The sequence below is a fragment of the Ruminiclostridium sufflavum DSM 19573 genome, from assembly GCF_003208175.1.
In the GTDB taxonomy this organism is placed as follows: Bacteria; Bacillota; Clostridia; order Acetivibrionales; family DSM-1351; genus Ruminiclostridium; species Ruminiclostridium sufflavum.
In genome coordinates this window covers 35,813-55,942 of record NZ_QKMR01000018.1, presented here as the reverse complement: position 1 = coordinate 55,942, position 20,130 = coordinate 35,813, and the positions used below count along the sequence as shown (strand labels likewise).

Here is a 20,130-nt window from a genome sequence, read left to right as displayed (position 1 = left end):
GTTGGGCTTTTGCAATTAATATGCAGTAAGATAACTATCTATCTCCCACTGATGAACACAATTATTATATTCTGCCCACTCTGCTTCCTTTGCAGAAATATATTTACTGAATATATGCTCACCTAGTACATCCTTAATATATGAATCTCTTTTCATCTCTTCTATTGCCAATGACAGATTAGAAGGCAATCTTCTGATACCAAGCTCCTTCTCTTTTTCAAGGGTAAGGCTGTAGGTATTTACATCAACCGGAGGAGCTATTTCCATCTTCTTCTGCAAACCATCCAAGCCTGCCTCCAAAATCAAAGCAAGTGTAAGGTATGGATTACATGAGGGATCCGGGCTTCTTAATTCAAGCCTTGTAGCCTCACCCTTCGGTGCCGGTACTCTTAAAAGCGGGCTTCTGTTCATATGTGACCATGCAATATGAACCGGAGCTTCAAAGCCAGGGACAAATCTCTTATAAGAATTAACAAGAGGATTAGCCACAGCTGTAATCCCGTCTATATGCTTAAGGATACCTGCTCCAAACATCTTTGCCACATCTGAAATATCCAAACCGCTGTCACCTGTATTAAACAAATTCCTTCCGTCCTTTGAAAGAGACATATTAATATGCATTCCGGATCCGTAGGTATTAAATATAGGCTTGGGAATAAATGTTGCATGCAATCCGTTTCTTTGTGCGACAGTTTTTACAACCATTCTGAAGGTCATTATCCTGTCTGCCGCAGTCATAACATCGCTATATCTAAAATCCACTTCATGCTGGCCGGCAGCATTCTCATGATGTAATGCTTCAATTTCAAAGCCCATTTCTTCAAGAACCATACAAATTTCTCTTCTGCAATTCTCACCCAAATCCATTGGAGCAAGATCACAGTAGCTCGCAGCATCATGCGTCTTAGTGGTAGGCCTTCCCTCTGAATCTATCTGGAACAGAAAAAATTCACACTCCGGTCCGACATTGAAGGTGTAACCAAGCTTTCTCGCTTTCTCCTCCGATTTTTTCAAAACATATCTTGGATCTCCCATAAATTGTGAGCCATCATAGTTTTTGATATCGCATATAAATCTTGCGACCTTTCCATGCTGCGGTCTCCACGGAATAATAGCAAAAGTATTCATATCCGGAAGCAAAAGCATATCAGATGATTCTACTTCTGAAAAGCCCGCGATTGCAGATGCATCAAAGATAACCCCTTCATCAAGAGCTTTCTCAACCTGCTGTTCAGTAATCGCAATATTTTTTAATTGGCCTAAAATATCTGTAAATTGTAATCTGACAAATTTCACATCATTTTGTTCAATAAATTTCAGAATATCATTTTTAGAAGCCATTTCTTTCACCCTTTCCGTATTTATTTAGTTCTTTGAATCACCTTCTTAATCCCAGAATACAGATATTTATTCGTCCGGAATTTATAGTATACACATTTAAACTCAAAATTACTAATGCTTATGAGACCTTAAACAGTAATCGGCTTTGGTAAATCTTTAAGAGTTATAAACAGTAAATAATATGATTCAAATACAATTTTATACTACTTTTAATTCTGTGTATATAACTGCTTCTACTGGGTTTTTATTTTAATACAGGCGTAAGAAAAATCACTGCACAAAAAGAGCGTACTCTAAGATCAAATCAAATAACGTAATTATTGATTAAAATCGATCCTTGAGAACGCCGTTGTTCTTTAAATTAATATATTCCCTGCCGGAAGTCAATTGCTATCGGCTAAAGCCGATTGTACTACATCCGGATAAGCCATTAATTTAATTATTTCTTTTTATTCTATTATATATGTTACCCTATAATATGTTACGCTGTTACGCCTTGAATACATATCATATTCTAAATATGTTCCGTTATACTGCTTCGCTTCAACAACTGCTTCGATTATTATTTTACTAAGGATTTTATAATCCGTCAAGTATTTTTGCAATTTTAATTTTCAAATCCTGCAAATTTCATGAAGTTTATATATGATGCAGTTTCTCAACTACCCCTCTCATATACAGTGGTATGCCAAGAATATGATAATATTTTTTGAAAACATCATAAAAAACACTTGCAAATTTGTAATATGTATAATATAATGATTTTAAAATAAAAAACTACAGCAAAGGCGCTGTGTCAGTAGGCATTTAATATGCTTTATTGGTGCAGCTTTTTTTATGCCGTCAAGTCACTGATTTGACAATATAAAAATTAAATTATGCAAAAAACTTAATTATTTATTTTTAACGTTAGTTAAAAAAATTCAAATGAAGTTGAAATTAATAATAATACATTGTATGGTTGGGTAAGATTTAATAATATGGCTGCACTTATACAAAGGTTCAGCCGGAAGTACTGGCTGAAAGCTGCTTGTTGCCGCAGACGATGCAGGAGGCTCTCTGCTTGGGATTTCAAATTTTGTGCCGGAATATGGCGTGGAGGTTTTTATGACAAATTCTAATTCAAATGACTACATTAAATATATAGCAGCACTTGCAAAACTGTCTCTCAATGATAACGAAATGCATGCTCTTGCAAATGACATGAAGGACATTATCGGCTTAATGGATGCAATTAAAGAAACGGACACCGATAATATAGATGCAACAGAACACATTTCACGTGTCACAAACAATATGCGAGAAGATAATCCCGGCACTTCAACCGATACGGATAAAATTTTATCAAACTCAAAGCATACTATAGATAACTGTTTTGCTATACCTAAGATGATTGAGTAGGAGGATTTATAAATGGATATAACTAAATTAACTATAAAAAGGGCAAGACAGCTTATGGATGCTAAGGAAATAAGTGCAGCCGAGCTTACAGAACTATATTTTGATAGAATTAAAAGCTTAGATGACAAAATTGATTCTTATCTTTCCACATGTGAGGATAAGGCTGCCGCACAGGCACAAGAAGCCCAGAAGCTGATTGACAGCGGCAATCACTCCCTGCTTTGCGGTATTCCTTTCAGCATAAAGGATAACATTTGTATTGAAGCTACAAAGACTACATGTGCTTCTAAAATGCTTGAAGACTTTGTATCTCCTTATACAGCCACTGCAGTAAATAAGCTTTATTCCGAAAATGCTGTTATTCTTGGCAAAACAAATTTAGATGAATTTGCCATGGGAGGCTCAACCGAAAACTCCGCTTTTAAAAAGACTAAAAACCCCTTTGATTTAACAAGGGTGCCCGGCGGTTCTTCCGGTGGTTCTGCTGCTTCAATATCAGCATCGCTCGCTCTTGGTTCATTGGGCTCTGATACCGGCGGTTCAGTAAGACAGCCTGCATCCTTTTGCGGAGTAGTCGGCATGAAGCCCACATATGGGCTGGTTTCAAGATACGGCTTAGTTGCCTTCGCTTCCTCTTTTGATCAAATCGGTCCGATCGCAAAAACAGTTGAGGATTGTGCGATAATATTAGACTCCATAGCAGGTCATGATGCAAAAGATGGTACATCCTTAAATTATAAAAATCCTTCCTTGTACAGCTCGCTGTTTTCAGGTGATATTGATATTAAGGGTTTAAAGCTTGGATTACCAAAGGAATATCTGACAGAAGGGCTAAACAGTGAAGTGAGAGCATCACTCTACACTTCCATATCTGCTTTGGAAAAGCTCGGTGCGGAAATTGAGGAATTTTCAATGCCATCATTGAAGTATGCTATTCAGGCATATTATCTGATGTCCTCTGCTGAGGCAAGTTCAAATTTATCCAGATATGACGGAGTAAAATATGGTTACAGAGCTGACAAATGCAAGTCCTATCAGGAATTAATAGGGAAATCCAGAGCAGAAGGCTTCGGAAAGGAAGTTAAAAGGCGTATCCTGCTTGGTACTTATGCTCTTGCCTCCGGTTATTATGATGCCTATTACAAAAAGGCACTTAAGCTGAGAACAATGATAAGTCAAGGTTTTGAACAAGCCTTTACAAAATACGATATAATTCTTCATCCAACCACTCCTGAAACTGCATTTAAGCTCGGACAGAATACTGATAATCCGTTAACGATGTATCTGGCAGATATTTATACCGTTGCGGTAAATATTGCAGGACTTCCTTCAATTTCAGTACCCTGCGGTTATGATGAGAATGGGCTTCCGATAGGGCTTTCCTTTACGGGAAAGCCTCTTGGAGAAAATGATATTTTCAAGGCGGCAGGAGCTTTTGAAGCTGCTTTTATAAATAATTTCAGAGTACCGGCTATATAAACGGCTTCTGAAATATATTGCATATAGATTTAAGGCTTAAATAAATAAAAAAGGGGGATCGAATCCATGCCGGCAATATTAAGGTTTTTTGTACAGATTCAAGGCGTGGATGGACATGATTATGAAATATATTCCTACTATTGGATTAGAAATACATTGTGAATTATCTACAAAATCAAAAATATTTTGCGATTGCCCGGTTAGTTTCGGAGGCGAACCCAATACAAGGTGTTGTCCGGTTTGTACCGGATTGCCCGGAACTTTACCGGTTCTTAACAAAAAGGCTGTAGAGTATACCGTAAAAGCCGGTGTAGCGCTAAACTGTGAAATTAATGAATTTTCAAAGCTTGACAGGAAAAATTATTTTTACCCCGATTTGCCTAAGGCATATCAGATTTCACAATTTGATTTGCCGGTTTGCAAGGACGGCGGCCTTACAATAAATACTTCCGATGGAGAAAAGTTTATAAGAATAGAGCGCATCCATCTGGAAGAGGATGCCGGAAAGCTGCTGCATGACGGTTTTGGCAAATACAGCCTCGCTGACTATAACAGATGCGGAGTTCCGCTTATTGAAATTGTTACAAGACCCGATTTGTCATCATCAGAGGAAGCAAAAGCCTTTGTTGAAAAAGTCCGTTTGATGCTGCTCTACTCCGGAATATCCGATTGCCGCATGGAGGAAGGCTCCCTCAGGGCAGATGTCAATGTGTCAATAAGACCTTTTGGAACAGATGAATTAGGAACAAGAAGCGAAATGAAAAACATTAACTCTTTAAAAGCCATTGCTAGAGCTATAGACAGTGAAATTATAAGGCAATCGGAAATTCTTGAGGACGGCGGGAAAATAATACAGGAAACCAGACGCTGGGATGACAACAAGGGCGAAAGTAAATCTCTCCGAAGCAAGGAGGATGCTCATGATTACAGATACTTTCCCGAACCTGATATAGTTCCGGTAACCTTTACCAAGGAAGAAATAGAATCTATAAGGAATTCCATGCCCGAGCTTCCTGATAAAAAATTCATTAAATATACCTCCGCTTTCGGCCTTAATGAGGCAGATGCCTCCTTGCTCCTCACCTCGGTCAGTCTTTCGGATTTATTTGAAAGTACTGCCGAAGAATGCGGAAATCCTAAGTCTGCATCTAATTTTATTATTGTTGAGGTTTTACGCAGGTTGAATGACAGCGGTATGCTGCCGGAAGATATTCCTTTCAGCGGCAAGGTTCTAGGCAGCCTGGTAAAAATGCTTGAAAATGAAGAAATAACTGCTGCAAATGCAAAAAAAGTATTGTCTGCAATGTTTGACAGCGGAAAAGACCCGGAGACAATTGTAGCCGAAAATGCTTACAGAATAACCAATGATACAGGCGAAGTCGAAAAAACCGTAATAGAGATATTGTCAAATAATGAAAAAGCAGTTGAAGAATATATAGGCGGAAAAGAAAAAACCTTTGGCTTTTTGATGGGTCAGTGCTCAAGAGCCCTGACCGGCAGGGGCAATCCCAAGGTTATTCAGCAGATACTTCGAAATGAGTTAGATAAACGTAAAGGAGGTGTATAGCTTATGATGCCAGTACAAAGTTCCGCATCTAGGCCGTTTAGTCCTGATAACCTGCAAAACAGTTCTGAATTAACCTTGAACGGTTCCATATATAAAATCCGGGATATGGGAAGCTTTGCATTTATTATACTCCGCACCGCAAGGTATTTGGTTCAATGTGTATTTGATCCTCAAAAATGTGATGCTGACTTAAATACACTTGTGGAAAACTCTTCAATCAAGGTTTCAGGAAGTATTGTTCTTGATAAAAGGGCTGAGAATGGTTTTGAATTGCACCTGAATTACATTACCGTCCTCTCCTCCCCATACGCTCAGATGCCTATAAGCATCAACAAGAAGGGGCTGAATATTTCTCTGGAGACAAATCTTGAGAATCGTCCGTACATTTTGAGAAATCATAAGCAACGGGCAGTATTCAAGCTTCAGGAGGGCATTGTTTCAGGTTTCAGAAATTATATGCTTGCAAATGGCTTTACTGAGATACATTCTCCCAAAATTGTTGAATCCGGTGCGGAAGGCGGTGCCAATATCTTCAAGCTGGATTATTTCGGAGAAAAGGCTTATCTAGCCCAAAGCCCGCAATTCTATAAGCAGACGATGGTCGGTGTATTTGACAGAGTCTTTGAGATAGCGCCGGTATACAGGGCTGAAAAGCATAATACCTCAAGGCACTTAAACGAATATATAGGCTTGGATTTTGAAATGGCATATATCGATGACATGTACGATGTTATGGCAATGGAAACCGGTATGCTGCGTGCAGTCATGGAGGAGCTCAAAGCCAATTATTCCCAGGAGCTTAAACTGCTGAATGTTGATTTGCCGGAAATTGATTTTATTCCCGCCCTCACATTTATGGAGGCTAAGGGTATTTTAAAGGAATCCGGCCGCAAAATCAAGAATTATTATGACTTTGAGCCTGATGAAGAGCTTGCCGTAAGCGAGTTTATCAAAAAAGAGTATAACAGTGAGTTTGTATTCATTACTCACTTTCCTTCCTCCAAGCGCCCCTTTTATGCGATGGATGACAAGGTTGACCCTGATTATGCGCTCAGCTTTGACTTGTTTTTCAGAGGGCTGGAAGTAACTACAGGAGGCCAGAGAGTCCATGACTATACTGAGCAGGTTCAAAAAATGACAGATAAAGGTCTGGATCCGGCTGAATTTGAATCATATCTTATGATTCATAAATATGGTATGCCGCCTCACGGCGGACTGGGTATCGGTCTTGAGAGACTATTGATGAGACTTCTCAATCAGCAGAATGTCAGGGAAGCTTCTCTGTTTCCAAGAGATTTGTCAAGGCTGTCGCCATAAAACAATATTATTATTCGAAGTTATTATTTTTGAAAATAGAGTCTGCTCATATGACTAAAGTCTTAGGGGAAGCTTTATCCGATAGTAATTGACTTTTGTGAAACAAAGACGTTTCACTCCAGCTTATATTTAAGGAGTAAAATGTCTTTTTTTATATAAATTATAAAGCATCACTTTTGTGATGTGTGTACCTATAAGGTATACGGACCATTATAAATTACAGGCGGATATGCATCGCCTGATACTTTTAAATTATTTAAGGAGGGTTTAATATGGAAAATCATGTTACTGAAATTTATGGAAGCAATGTTTTTAATTTTGCAACAATGCGGGCACGTCTTCCAAAAGTAACTTATAAGTCACTAAAGAAAACTATAGATGAGGGGTTGGCTCTTGATGAATCTGTAGCAGAGGTTGTAGCCAGTGCTATGAAGGACTGGGCTCTTGAAAAGGGAGCGACACATTTTACACATTGGTTTCAGCCAATGACAGGTATTACCGCAGAAAAACACGATTCCTTTATAGCGCCTACTGAGGATGGAAAAGTTATTATGGAGTTTACAGGCAAAGATTTGGTCAAGGGTGAGCCCGATGCCTCTTCTTTCCCCTCCGGCGGCTTGAGGGCAACTTTTGAGGCAAGAGGCTATACTGCTTGGGATTGTACCTCTCCTGCTTTTGTTAAAGGTTCAACCTTGTATATTCCCACAGCCTTCTGGTCATATACCGGAGAGGTTCTTGACAAGAAAACTCCTCTGCTGCGTTCGATGGAAGCTCTTAACAAGCAAGCTCTGAGAATCCTGAAGCTGTTCGGGAACCCTGCAACCAGAGTAACTACCACTGTTGGCCCCGAGCAAGAATACTTCCTTGTTGACAGAGAGCTCTGGAGCAAACGTAAGGATTTAATTTTCACCGGAAGAACTCTCTTTGGAGCAAAACCGCCAAAGGGTCAGGAATTGGAAGATCATTATTTCGGAAACATAAAGGAAAGAGTATCGGATTACATGAAGGATCTCGACACTGAGCTCTGGAAGCTTGGTATTGCAGCAAAGACAAAGCATAACGAGGTTGCTCCCGCACAGCACGAGCTTGCACCTATATTCTCAACTTCAAATATAGCTACAGATCATAATCAGCTGACTATGGAAATAATGCAGAAGGTTGCCATTAAGCACAATTTGACTTGCCTGCTGCATGAAAAGCCATTTGCAGGGGTTAATGGTTCAGGTAAGCACAATAACTGGGCAATGTCCACAAATGAAGGTCAAAACCTGTTGGAGCCGGGTTCTACTCCTCATGAGAATACTCAATTTTTAATTTTTCTTTGTGCAGTAATTAAAGCAGTTGACGATTATCAGGATCTGTTACGCTTATCGGTTGCTTCTGCCGGAAATGACCACAGGCTCGGTGCTAATGAGGCTCCTCCGGCTATCGTTTCCGTATTCTTAGGAGATCAGCTTACAGATATCCTTCTTCAGATGGAGAACGGAAAGGCTAAGGAAAAGAATTACAGCTCAATATTTGAAACAGGCGTTGCTTGCTTGCCGAATCTTCCGAAGGATGCTACAGACCGTAACAGGACTTCACCGTTTGCATTCACAGGCAACAAATTTGAATTCAGAATGGTTGGTTCTTCTGCTTCTATTTCCGGCTGTAACTTTGTTTTAAATACTATTGTTGCCGAGATTCTCCAGCAATATGCAGACAGGCTGGAAGCTGCAAGTGACTTGCCTGCTGAAATAGCAGCGTTAATTTCTGACACTGTTAAGAATCATAAGCGTATCATATTCAACGGCAATAATTATTCTGAGGAATGGGTTGAGGAAGCGGAACGCAGAGGCTTGTCAAATCTCAAATCAACAGTTGAGTGCATTCCAACCTTTATCAGTGATAAAAATGTAGCAGTGTTCGTTAAGCACAATGTATTAAGCAAATCAGAAATTGAATCAAGGTATGAGATACTTCTTGAAAACTATATCAAAACTATAAATATTGAAGCGTTAACTATGCTTTCAATGGCTAAAACTGAGATTTTACCTGCTGCCTTCAAATACAGCAAGGAGCTGTCAGATACTATTAATTCCGTAAAAACAACAGGAATGCCTGTTGAGGTTTCCGCTCAGTCCACAGTTCTTAAAGAATTGTCATCTGTACTGAGTTCATTTACTTCAAATATTGCTTCACTTAAAAAGGCTTTGAACAAAGCCTCAGACGACAGCGCTAACATTTTAAGTCAGGCAGAGGCATATTCCAAGTCAGTTATTTCGGCAATGGAAGGCCTTAGGACTGATGCAGATAAGCTGGAAGCTATCATTCCGAAAGATATTTATCCATTCCCAACATACGCAGAGCTGTTATTTAATATATAATAGTTTCTTCTCCCTTAAAAGCTTAATAATAAAATTGACAACAGGCTGCCTGATTTTTTTCAGACAGCCTGTTGTCATATACAAATTCAAGCTTCCTTCCCCCTGTCAAGGGCTATTTGCATTCTTTTTAAAAGTACATGCACTTTATTCCTGTGAACATCATATAATTAATAGTGCATAAAAGAGACAATGGCGTCGCCGATGTTAATTGTCTCTTTTATTTGACAAATAATCAGTATTATTTGGGGGAATTTATCATGTGTTCTATTCTGGGAATAATTAATTTCAAAGATACTACTCTGGATATCGCTCAGGAAGTACTTAATGAGATGAATAAAACTATGGGTCACAGAGGGCCGGACCAAAACGGCTTCTTTAGAAATAATTATGTATGCTTCTTACATAACAGATTGTCTGTAATTGATGTTGAAAATGGCCTGCAGCCTATGACTGTTAATTTCGAAGGCAAAGTGTACACAATTATTTACAATGGTGAAATCTATAATGCCGATGATCTTCGTAAAGAGCTTATTAGCTGCGGCGTCCATTTTAAAACCCACTGTGATACAGAGGTGGTGGTTTATTCGTATGCGGTATGGGGCAAAAATTGCTCTGAGAAGCTGAACGGCATATATGCCTTTGCCATATATGATGCGTCAAAGGAACAGGTTTATCTATCAAGAGACAGAATGGGAGTTAAACCTTTCTTCTATACCATGCTGGGAAATACGCTTATATTCGCATCTGAAATCAAAGCCATTTTGAAGCATCCCCAGATTAATGCCGAAATAGACAGTGAAGGCATATGGCAGCTTTTATACCTATCCCCCATGCGGCCCTTCAATAATGGAATATTCAAAAATATTCTGGAAATCTCACCCGGCTATCATGGAACCTTTGATATAAACGGTTTAAACCTGTATAAATATTGGACATTGAAAGCATACATCCTTGAGGATAAGGAAAATGACATTATAGAAAAAACGAGATTTCTTTTAACTGATGCCATACACAAGCAATTGGTTTCTGATGTGCCGTTATGCACCTTTTTATCAGGAGGTCTTGATTCCTCTGTCATTACCTCCGTAGCAAAAAGCAAAAAACAGAATTCAGCTTGTAATAGTAATGACGGCGAAAGCAGCCACTGTTCACCGGAAAATGAATCAATTTTATCATCATATTCCTTTGAGTACGAAGGAAATAAAACTCACTTCACCCAAACCAGCTTTCAGCCTGAGAGCGATGATGATTATGCTGTTTGGTTAGCAAATTACCTTGGTACGAAGCACACTGTTCTCACCGCAGGCCAGCAAAAAATAGCAGACCTGCTGCAGACTGCGGTAAAAGCCAGAGACCTGCCGGGAATGGCTGATATAGACTCTTCCTTATTGTTTTATTGCAGTGAGGTAAAAAAACGCCATACTGTTGCTCTGAGCGGTGAATGCTCTGATGAAATATTCGGCGGATATCCTTGGTTCTACAGAGCAGAAATGCTTAACAGGGACTTTTTCCCTTGGATTCATGACCCTGAATCAAGAGTGTTTTTCTTCAATTCCGATTTTGCAAAGCCAAAACAGGGTCTCGACTTTGTAAAGCAAATGTACCTTGACAGTAAAAATGAATGCCCGTTGATTAAAAGTGAATCGCAAAGCATGAGAACCAGCAGAATCGCAACTTGGCTTTCTGTCAAATGGTTTATGTCTTCTCTTCTGGAACGAAAGGATACAAAAGAAAATCAAATTTTAAATATAATTTCAATTTGTTCATCAGTTATGATTACTTCTTTTATCAAGGTCCTTGCGATGTTTTTCTTTTGCTCTGTCTTATAATCAGCCCAATTTTTTAAATACTTCCCAATATCCCTTTTGTTAATTTTTTCAGAGCTGCTTTCCATTGTGATTTTATTAATTTGCTTCAATAGCAATTTTTTCTTTTTATCCAATTCCAATATTTTTTCGTTTATGTATCGGCCGGAAACCTCATTCAGCATCAGTAAGGAATCAACCAGCTTTCTGATATCTTCTTCTACCTTTGCAAGCTTTATTTTGAGCTCATTGGCCTGCTTGGAGTCAGAATTAATTTCAAAATCAAAATCGCTGTTTAAGGTTTTTATCTTATCCAGCAGCTTTGTTTCTGCAATTTGTTCAATATCCTTTAAGTGTATTACCCTTTTCCTTTCATTGCAAAAGCCATTCTTCCTGCCGCCGCAATTTATATATGCTATATTTTTATTCCTGCTTTTTACGGCTGTTACTGCATACCCGCAATAACCGCATTTCATTAATCCCGATAGCCATGTATATGTGCCTCTGCCGCTATTTTTAAGCTGTATGCCTTCATCCGCTTTGTATTGACATTTTAACCATTGTTCAGAGCTTATTATTCCTTTATGAAGGGCAACCGTCACAAAATTATTTGCAAGATTGGTGAATTTTCCGGTGCTTACATTTTTTCTTTCACCATATACAAAGCAACCGTTTTCACCTGTAAAATCGCTTATGTCGTTATTCATTACAGCTCCCTTGCTTTTCAGATATACATATACATCTGCATCGGCCTTTGCATAGACCGGATTTCGTATTAGACGCCCGACTGCACATGCGGACCAATTATTGCCCATATTGGTCTTAAATTTATATTTTGTGTTTATTTCCTTAGCAATAAAGGTAAATGATTTATTATTATATAAATACATATCATATATTTTTCTTACAAAGCCTGCCTGCTCTTCGTTTTCTTCAAACATGCAGGTTTTCTTCCCATTAAAAAGGGTATCGGCCTTATTATATCCAAATGGAGCTGTACCGCCCAAGTATAAACCGCTTTTACCTCTTTGATAATAGTTGTCCTTAACTCTTTGCTGAATTGTTTCTCTTTCCAGCTGAGCAAATACCATAACTATTGAAAGCATTGCCCTCCCGATTGATGTGCTTGTATCAAATTTTTCTGTTTGACTTATAAATTCCACCTTATATTTATTGAAAACTTCTATGATATGTGCAAAATCAAGCAGGGATCTACTTATTCTGTCCAGCTTGTATACCACTACTCTTTCAATGTTCCCCATTTTGACATCATTTATCATTTCTTCGAATGCAGGTCTGTTTGTGTTGGCTCCGCTATAACCTTTGTCCGTATAGATTTTGTAATCTGTATTGGCAATTTCTTTTTTACAGAATTCAATCTGGCTTTCAATTGAGATACTGTCCTTTTTATCCACAGACTGTCTTGCATACACCGCATCCATAGGTCATCTTCCTTTTGTTCATTCATTAAATATGCTTCAATTAATTATAGCTTTGCTCCGACAGGCTTTTAAAAATATCTGCAACTATCAGATATTCAATTTTTCTATACTCATTCTCAGACAATTCAGGCTTTTTAGTTATAACCTTAAATCCGTTTACCAGTTCTTCTCTCTCAGTAATAAATACTGGCTGCATAAGGCTTCCTCCTTCAATTCACATTATTAAATCTTATTAAATATAAGGAATGTCCTATTACTAAATTTGATAAAACCTAAAAAGCAAATATTATTTACATATTTTGTAAAATATGATATTTTATACCTATAGTTAACTTATATATGTAAATTTACATAAAGTAATTTTAATAGCAATTAAGGAAGCTCGGTAAGCTTTTAACCGAAATAAAATTTACAAGTTCAGCATCTGATTTAAGCATCTTGTAAAGAGGGCTTCCAAATATTATTTATTTAAAGGAGGATTTAGTTTTTATGAACAAATTAACAAAAAGAATTGCGTCATTTTTATTAGCCTTTACTTTCTTATTTGCAAGTACTTTAACTATATTTGCTGCCGCTTCTTCCGTATCGCTGGAAGCTCAAAAAAGCACATATGGAAATGTATGGAGGGATCAGCAGACACCCGGTTGGGCAGCATATCAATGCCAAGGCTTTGCAGTTCGCATGAAGTATGAAACAAGTGGCAGGGCAGTTTCTACCTGGAAAAGAATTTATACTACAAATAGCCTAAAAGATATAAAAGCGGGAGATATAATTCGCTATACAATTAAGTCTACCAGTACAACAGATTTACATTCTATATTTATTACAAGCGTAAATAGCGATGCATCAATAATAAAATTTGCAGATGCAAATTATGATTATAAGAACGGAATTCGGTGGGAAGTGACTATGAGCACTACTCTCAGAAATCGTATTGTTACCTCGATAAATAACGAAGGTACAAATGCCAATCCTACATATATCTGGAGATAAAGTATGAGCCTTGGATACCCTTTTTAAAAGAGCTTTGTCTGGCAAAACAGGCTCTGAATTCTGTCAGCATTAAAGCTGTATAATCTCTAATTTCAAAAGGACTGGTAAGGTACGGTTTCTATACCGCTTTTACCAGTCCTTTAAGCTTTGCTTCCGTCTGCAAGGCACCCGTTACTCTTTCAAAGCTGCTTTGCAGTGCATCACAAGCAGTTGTTTTTTGAGGGATATACTCACCATTTAAATCTTCTTCTGTGGGCTTTTTGTCCGCTCCAATTCCAGCAGCTTTTCCTTGATATCTAAACCTGCGGCATAGCCTATCAGCTTTCCATCCGCTCCCACCACTCTGTGACAGGGTATCAAAATCAAAATAGGGTTTTTATTGTTTGCCATTCCCACTGCACGGGAAGCACTCGGCTTTCCAATCATTTCTGCGATTTGCTTATAGCTGCGTGTTTGTCCGTATGGAATCTTACGCAAAGCATCCCAGACGATTTTCTGAAATACTGTCCCTTCGGCGGCAATCGGAAGGTCAAAGGCCGCACGGTTGCCTGACAGATACTCTGTAAGCTGCCTTTCAGCTTTTTCAAGTAAAGGTGTCTTTTGTCCGCCGGCATTCTTTTGTGTATCCTTTTCAAAAAACAGCTCTGTAATAAAACCATCTGTCTCCGATATTCCAAGCAGCCCCATCGAGGTCTTCATATATGCTGTATATTTCATAAGCTTTGCCTCCTTTTTATATTTTCTTGCACAATATCTTCTCCACAGGCATACCTTAAAAGCCGGATACCCTCACGTATTTTTTTCTCATCCAGCAAACTGTAGCCCATAAAAATCAAATTATCCGGACAGTCATCCGAACGGTTCCAGAACGGTCGCACGGGATATACCCTGACCCCAGCTTTCTCCGCCTTTCTTATCAGCCGTTCTGTATCCGTTCCCTCCGGAAGCTCCAGCAAAAAATGCAGCCCTGCTCCCCGTCCATGAAGCACAGCGTTTTTGCCAAACTGCTCGGCACATTCCTGCACAAACACATCGTGCCGCTTTCGATAGGCAGAACACATCTTACGTACATTTTGCACATATTCGCCGGAAGCCATATATCTGGACAGCACCTCCTGTATCAGCCATGATACAGGACTGGAATAAGAGGAAAACCTTCGATGATAATCCTCAAGCAGATGCTTGGGAAGCACCATATAATTGACACGCAGGGCGGGAGACAGAGCTTTCGAAAATGTCCCTATATAAATAACCCTATCATTGCTGTCAAGAGACTGAAGCGAAGGAACAGGATTGGCATCATATCGGTATTCACTGTCATAATCATCCTCAATAATATATGAATTGCTCTCAACTGCCCATTTCAGAAGCTTTTTACGTTTGTATATGGAAAGAACCGACCCATAGGGAAACTGATGGGATGGAGTGATATAAGCTGCACATACCTCCGCCCCTTTCAGAGAAGTCAAATCCAGCCCATCCTTTTTGGCTGCAATTCCATGCAATGAGAATCCGTTATTCTTAAAAAGCTCCCTTGCCCCAGAATAGCCCGGTTCCTCCATTGCAATCTTTTTGTGACCTTCAAATAGCTTGCATAGAATATCCAGCGAATATTGCAAGCCACATCCAATTACAATTTGCTCTTCCGAACAAAACACGCCCCGGGAATGATGCAGATAAGCTTGCAATTCCTTCCGCAGAGATATATTCCCCTGCTGGCTGCCATACTGCGTGATGCCGGCAGAAGTAGCTGTCCCCAGTACAGCAGCGGTATGCCTTTTCCACGCGATAATTGGAAAACAGCTGTTTGGAAAATTTCCATACTGAAAGTCGTACTCTATCTTTCTGCAATCCTTTTGAATACGGCAGACATGGCTGCCGGAAGCAGACGGAGCAGGGCACTCTATTTTTTTTAACAGAGAATCCGTCTCCCCTTCCACCACAAAGCCGCAGCCTTTACGCGGAGTGATGTATCCCTCCACAGCAAGCTGGGTATAGGCCCTGTCCACAGTATTTCTCGCAACTCCCAATGTTTTAGAAAGAGTTCGTATACCGGGAAGCCGCTTACCTTTGGAAATGCCTCCAGCTGCAATCCCTCTTTTTATTTGCAGATAAACCTGCTCATATAAAGGAATATCAGTATTCTTATCAACGTAAATCATGATTTTTCTCCAAGGTGTCCCCTACTATTTCTTTAAAAGTGTACCTTTTAATAGGCTCACTTTCAGTGTATAATAAAATAGTTGAATTTGCAAGGAATATTGGACGGAGAAAATTCTGTTAAATATATAAAAATATTCAGGAGGAATTATATGCAGTACAGAATGAAGCATTTCCAGTTAACACCGGAGCAAATTGAGGATTTGCTGCAAAGGGCAGACTGCGGTCATTTCGGGACCATTCGGGAGAATGGCTATCCCTATGTGATTGCGATGCACTTTGTGTATTATAAGGGTAATATTTACATGCATGGATTGCCAAAAGGGCTGAAAATCGACAATGTAAACAGAAATTCCAAGGCATGCTTTGAAGTTGATGAGCTTCTTGGTTTACAGCCGGACGACAAGTGCGCCTGCGGCACAGAAGCAATCTACAACAGCGTGGTTCTGACCGGCACCGCACAAATAATACAGGAGCCTGAATTCAAGCGCGAGGTGCTGAATAAGCTGGTTGATAAGTACACTCCCCAGTTTACAGGGGGGGAATTCCCTGAAAATATGCTCAAGGGCACTTCCGTCATTGAGCTTCAAGTTTCAGAGTGTACCGGTAAATATCATAAATAGGATGCCGCACCGCATTCTTTGAAGGGAGTGTTTTCTATTGCATGGAATACTGATTGGCTTCTGCTCTTTTATGCTGATTGGGTTATTTCACCCTATTGTCATAAAAGCGGAATATTACTTTTCCAAACGCATTTATCCGTTATTTATCATCGTTGGAATAGTGTGTTTGGTAATTTCCTTTTTAATAAAAAATAATTTTGTATCATCACTTTTAGGGGTTACCGGTTTCTCCAGCTTTTGGAGTGTAAAGGAGCTTTTTGAACAGGAAAAACGTGTTCAGAAGGGGTGGTTTCCCAAAAACCCAGATAGGATATAATTTTAAGCTTATTTTATAGAGCCAGAACACCCGCTGTACAAGCTGTCACAAAAAAGCAACGGTCTTCTCCGATACCAGAAGCGGCTTTGGATACATTAAAGCCCTTCTGCTTCGGAATTTTTGACGAAATCGTCGATACTTTCCTGCAGGATATCAATAGACTTTTCCGTTTCGGCAGAATATAGACGAGCATACATCGGTGATTCTCCCGGCACCCCGCCAACTCTGACATAATAAGGCTCCTCCATTGAATAGTGCATGATATACAGTCCGAAACCTATATCCTGCCCATAGTAGAGTGCAAAATCATCCCACGAAACAGCATCACCCTTTTTTGCAATGAGCTTTAATTCATCAAGAGTCAGAAACCTCTCATTGCCAAAGAGAAAGGTTTCTGGCAAAGGAGAATTTCCTTTTACATCCTCCCATGATGAAAGCCAATCACGCCCGGCAGCATAAGAATCCCCGTCAATAAATAGATACCCGTTGTTACTGAATATATGGCGAACCCCGTCTGTGGTAGTAATATAGTATGTTACCCCGCTGCCTGCCAGACTTTCCGGGTTTGGAAGATACCCGCCCCGGCTTTTATTAACTACTGCGACAACATCGGAAAACTCGGAATGAGCAAACAGGCGATACTGTTCATCTTTATCACTCGGCATTACGACCAGCTCAATTTTTGAAATATCTTCAACACGCAGCCTTTTAGCCCATTCCATTGATGTGCGCTGTGGGTTGGACGCAAATACAATAAAAATTGCGGCAACAGCAGCCAATGCTGCCAGCATGACCCACAAAGCAGGCTTCCTGTAGCATAGTACATTCTTTATCCTGCTTTTCATATCTTCCTCTCCAAAGGACAACGGAGTACCAGCAATGATTTTTCTGCCCGTTGCAAGACTTAAAAGCAATGCAGAATATTCCTCTCTAATGTCAGCTCCCAGCTGTTTTATCACGCTTTCATCACACGACATTTCCATATCCTTGATGGTAAGCGTAAAAGCTATCCAAACAAGCGGATTAAACCAGTGAAGGCACAAGGCCGCAAACGCTATGATTTTCATCACATGGTCAAAGTGTCTAATATGGGTTTTCTCGTGTAGAATAATATAGCTTCGTTCCTGCTCAGATAAAGCCGACGGCAAGTAAATTACCGGACGGAACAGGCCGATAACAAAGGGAGAGGCAATGTGGTCCGCAAGAAAAATGTTATCATATAACCTTACTGCGCCTACCAGCTTTTTGCGCAGCCGCAAAATAGAAACAATGCTATACGCCAAAAGAATAGCAATCCCCGTAAGCCAGAGAATTTCGCCGATGATTGCCGCTATCAGCATCGGATTAACGTCACTTGCACCGTTTGCAGTAACGGGCAGCAGGTAGTTGATTTCATTGTCAATAGACGTTATACCTGTGCTTATCTGCGGTTTTTCCGAATAAACAGTATTTGTTGAAATGGGACTTGCATTTATCGGCAACAAACTAAACATACTTTCAAAGGAGATAGGGCAAAGCAGCCGAAAAAACACAACACTCCACATAGCATAGGAGAAAACCTTGGGAGCTCTTTTAAATAGAAGCCGTGCAAGCAGCACGAAAAATATTATGCTGCTTGCAGTCAAACTCATATTTAGAACCTGTAAAAAAGTATCTAGGATTTTCGATTGAATAAAATATGGCATAGGCTCAACCCCTGTTCCGGCATATTAATTTTTCCAACTCGTCAATTTCTTTATCAGTCAGCTTTTTCCTTGTCGAAAATGCTGCTAAAAATTTCGGCAACGAGCCGTCAAAGGTTTCTTCAATAAACTTTTCGCTCTGCAAAGCATGGAACTCCTGCTTGGATAAAATAGAAGCAACAAAGCCATCTTGATTTTTAAAAATATTACGCTGGCATAAGCGGCGCAGCATGGTATAGGTAGTAGATTTTTTCCAGCCTAATTCCTGTTCACATAACTTCACCAAGTTACCGGATGAAATCGGCTCATTATCCCACATTAAATCTGCAAACTTCATTTCCATAACACCTAACTTGTACTCAATCATATTAAGCCCTCCTTGGTTTAATCATATTAAACCTGTTTTTAGTTTAACGCCATTAAACTATTTTGTCAATATAGCTCTACTGAGAATAAAGAGTTATAGCATTTTAACACAGTGCAATAAAATATTATAAGGATAAATATAAGCATCTTGTAATTAATTACAAAATGCTTATATTTAAGTATTTTAAATGCTAAAATGATAAAAAGATATAGTTGTTATTCAACTGGTTCTAATGTCCTAAATGAATCGACTTTTGAGTCCAAGGAGAGACACATGAATACTTTTTTTAGATATTTTATACATTTTTTATTAGTAAGTTTTATTATATTAGCAGCAATAGGAGGCGTCGGTTTTTTTAGTAAATTACCAATGGATATAAAAGTTGTAACAGCAGTGATTTTTAGCGCACTTTTATTCTCAATATGTATGTCAGCAATATTCAGTAATTTCTTGGCTCATCAAGAACATACTGCATTAAGCTTTGAAACAGAGAAAGATAAAAGCTTTAAATTGGATGAAATTAAAAAAATATCAACTGGCATATTAAAAAAAGAGGAATTACAGATTAACTCGGCTAAATATGTTTTTACAGAAAAATCAGGATATTCCAGGTGGCTAACAAACCCAATTGAAATAAATATCGATAGTAACCTTATTAGAATAACTACTCCCAAGGCATATATTCCTTATTTTAATAAATTAAATAAAAATTAAACAGATATAATAGAAAGGCTTCTATCTTTATGTGTTCAGTCTTTTCCACTTTCTGATTTTACCTCGGAAAGATTTGAACGGAGCAACCGTATTAATGTGTATCCATTTCCATACCGGCCATCTTGACGGTGTGGAGGAAGCCCATTTTCTAGCGTCCTGTTCAAACAATTCCTGCTCTGATAAAGTATTGATCCATGCAACCATTTCAGTGACCGCTTTTTCAAACATGTCCCTCAGCTCCTCTAAAGAATACGAAGCATATTTTGTATAAAAGCTGTCGTATAAGCCTCCAAGCTGGTTCCACTTGTGGTTAGGGGCTGGCATGATCACTTCTTTTCCTTCGAGCTCGTCTGCATCCCATCTCAGAATTAAGCTCAGCCATCCAAGCTGGTATGCAATCATCTGCATCGGAGAACGGTCCACACCCTCCAGCCTTTTATTTTTTTCCTCTTCTTCTACACTGTCAAATTCAGCAATAAATAGCCTTGCTGCCTTTTCTATCTCTGCAATCAGTTCCTGACTTTTGTTATATGCCTGCATGGTATCCCTCCTGTTCA

Annotated in this window: 18 protein-coding genes; 10 read left to right on the top strand and 8 right to left on the bottom strand. The window is 39.1% G+C overall.

What is annotated here, in order from left to right; all coding sequences use genetic code 11:
* Nucleotides 1–15: 15 nt before the first annotated feature.
* Complete coding sequence (gene glnA / locus LY28_RS14280) at nucleotides 16–1,341, bottom strand: type I glutamate--ammonia ligase (protein WP_110462871.1); 1,326 nt, start codon at nucleotides 1,339–1,341, stop codon at nucleotides 16–18.
* 1,107 nt (nucleotides 1,342–2,448) lie between these two features.
* Between glnA and gatC the strand changes: the two genes are divergently transcribed.
* The 6 genes from gatC to asnB all read left to right on the top strand — a co-directional run bounded on the left by gatC (nucleotide 2,449) and on the right by asnB (nucleotide 11,300).
* Nucleotides 2,449–2,742 (top strand): Asp-tRNA(Asn)/Glu-tRNA(Gln) amidotransferase subunit GatC, encoded by a 294-nt coding sequence (gene gatC, locus LY28_RS14275; protein ID WP_110462870.1) that lies wholly within the window; start codon nucleotides 2,449–2,451, stop codon nucleotides 2,740–2,742.
* Nucleotides 2,743–2,754: 12 nt separating this feature from the next.
* Nucleotides 2,755–4,221, top strand: coding sequence for an Asp-tRNA(Asn)/Glu-tRNA(Gln) amidotransferase subunit GatA (gene gatA, locus LY28_RS14270; protein WP_110462869.1), 1,467 nt, complete (start codon nucleotides 2,755–2,757; stop codon nucleotides 4,219–4,221).
* Between the two features lie 121 nt (nucleotides 4,222–4,342).
* Complete coding sequence (gatB, locus tag LY28_RS14265; RefSeq protein ID WP_110462868.1) at nucleotides 4,343–5,788, top strand: Asp-tRNA(Asn)/Glu-tRNA(Gln) amidotransferase subunit GatB; 1,446 nt, start codon at nucleotides 4,343–4,345, stop codon at nucleotides 5,786–5,788.
* 3 nt (nucleotides 5,789–5,791) lie between these two features.
* Entirely contained in the window at nucleotides 5,792–7,105 is a 1,314-nt protein-coding gene (gene aspS, locus LY28_RS14260) for an aspartate--tRNA(Asn) ligase (RefSeq protein WP_110462867.1), read from the top strand.
* A gap of 272 nt (nucleotides 7,106–7,377) precedes the next feature.
* Nucleotides 7,378–9,471, top strand: coding sequence for a glutamine synthetase III family protein (locus tag LY28_RS14255; protein WP_110462866.1), 2,094 nt, complete (start codon nucleotides 7,378–7,380; stop codon nucleotides 9,469–9,471).
* A 257-nt stretch (nucleotides 9,472–9,728) separates the two neighbouring features.
* The gene (asnB, locus tag LY28_RS14250; protein ID WP_110462865.1) at nucleotides 9,729–11,300 is read left to right on the top strand and encodes an asparagine synthase (glutamine-hydrolyzing); all 1,572 of its coding nucleotides are present in this window, start codon (nucleotides 9,729–9,731) and stop codon (nucleotides 11,298–11,300) included.
* Here asnB and LY28_RS14245 read toward each other — a convergent pair.
* Together LY28_RS14245 and LY28_RS19190 are read right to left on the bottom strand one after the other, a co-directional pair.
* Nucleotides 11,207–12,718: a recombinase family protein gene (locus LY28_RS14245; RefSeq protein WP_110462864.1), complete on the bottom strand. Its 1,512-nt coding sequence runs from the start codon at nucleotides 12,716–12,718 to the stop codon at nucleotides 11,207–11,209. The genes asnB and LY28_RS14245 overlap by 94 nt on opposite strands.
* Nucleotides 12,719–12,758: 40 nt before the next feature.
* On the bottom strand, nucleotides 12,759–12,914 hold the full coding sequence (locus LY28_RS19190; RefSeq protein ID WP_165835577.1) for a hypothetical protein: 156 nt from the start codon (nucleotides 12,912–12,914) through the stop codon (nucleotides 12,759–12,761).
* Nucleotides 12,915–13,207: 293 nt separating this feature from the next.
* On the opposite strand from LY28_RS19190, the gene LY28_RS14240 reads away from it, so the two are divergent.
* Complete coding sequence (locus LY28_RS14240; protein WP_110462863.1) at nucleotides 13,208–13,711, top strand: amidase domain-containing protein; 504 nt, start codon at nucleotides 13,208–13,210, stop codon at nucleotides 13,709–13,711.
* A 237-nt stretch (nucleotides 13,712–13,948) separates the two neighbouring features.
* On the opposite strand, the gene LY28_RS14235 is transcribed toward LY28_RS14240, so the two are convergent.
* The gene (locus LY28_RS14235) at nucleotides 13,949–14,428 is read right to left on the bottom strand and encodes a methylated-DNA--[protein]-cysteine S-methyltransferase (RefSeq protein ID WP_110462862.1); all 480 of its coding nucleotides are present in this window, start codon (nucleotides 14,426–14,428) and stop codon (nucleotides 13,949–13,951) included.
* Entirely contained in the window at nucleotides 14,425–15,873 is a 1,449-nt protein-coding gene (gene pdxR / locus LY28_RS14230) for a MocR-like pyridoxine biosynthesis transcription factor PdxR (RefSeq protein WP_110462861.1), read from the bottom strand. Before pdxR ends, LY28_RS14235 begins: the two co-directional genes overlap by 4 nt.
* A 150-nt stretch (nucleotides 15,874–16,023) precedes the next feature.
* Here pdxR and LY28_RS14225 point away from each other — a divergent pair, with 150 nt between their 5' ends.
* Together LY28_RS14225 and LY28_RS14220 are read left to right on the top strand one after the other, a co-directional pair.
* Entirely contained in the window at nucleotides 16,024–16,494 is a 471-nt protein-coding gene (locus tag LY28_RS14225) for a pyridoxamine 5'-phosphate oxidase family protein (protein ID WP_110462860.1), read from the top strand.
* Between the two features lie 37 nt (nucleotides 16,495–16,531).
* The gene (locus LY28_RS14220) at nucleotides 16,532–16,810 is read left to right on the top strand and encodes a DUF4491 family protein (protein ID WP_110462859.1); all 279 of its coding nucleotides are present in this window, start codon (nucleotides 16,532–16,534) and stop codon (nucleotides 16,808–16,810) included.
* 95 nt (nucleotides 16,811–16,905) lie between these two features.
* Here the strand turns inward: LY28_RS14220 and LY28_RS14215 are convergent, their stop codons facing one another.
* Together LY28_RS14215 and LY28_RS14210 are read right to left on the bottom strand one after the other, a co-directional pair.
* Entirely contained in the window at nucleotides 16,906–18,441 is a 1,536-nt protein-coding gene (locus LY28_RS14215) for a M56 family metallopeptidase (RefSeq protein WP_165835576.1), read from the bottom strand.
* A 58-nt stretch (nucleotides 18,442–18,499) separates the two neighbouring features.
* Entirely contained in the window at nucleotides 18,500–18,859 is a 360-nt protein-coding gene (locus tag LY28_RS14210) for a BlaI/MecI/CopY family transcriptional regulator (protein WP_110462857.1), read from the bottom strand.
* A gap of 273 nt (nucleotides 18,860–19,132) precedes the next feature.
* On the opposite strand from LY28_RS14210, the gene LY28_RS14205 reads away from it, so the two are divergent.
* The gene (locus tag LY28_RS14205) at nucleotides 19,133–19,573 is read left to right on the top strand and encodes a hypothetical protein (RefSeq protein ID WP_110462856.1); all 441 of its coding nucleotides are present in this window, start codon (nucleotides 19,133–19,135) and stop codon (nucleotides 19,571–19,573) included.
* Between the two features lie 27 nt (nucleotides 19,574–19,600).
* Here the strand turns inward: LY28_RS14205 and LY28_RS14200 are convergent, their stop codons facing one another.
* Nucleotides 19,601–20,113: a ClbS/DfsB family four-helix bundle protein gene (locus LY28_RS14200; protein ID WP_110462855.1), complete on the bottom strand. Its 513-nt coding sequence runs from the start codon at nucleotides 20,111–20,113 to the stop codon at nucleotides 19,601–19,603.
* Nucleotides 20,114–20,130: the final 17 nt, after the last annotated feature.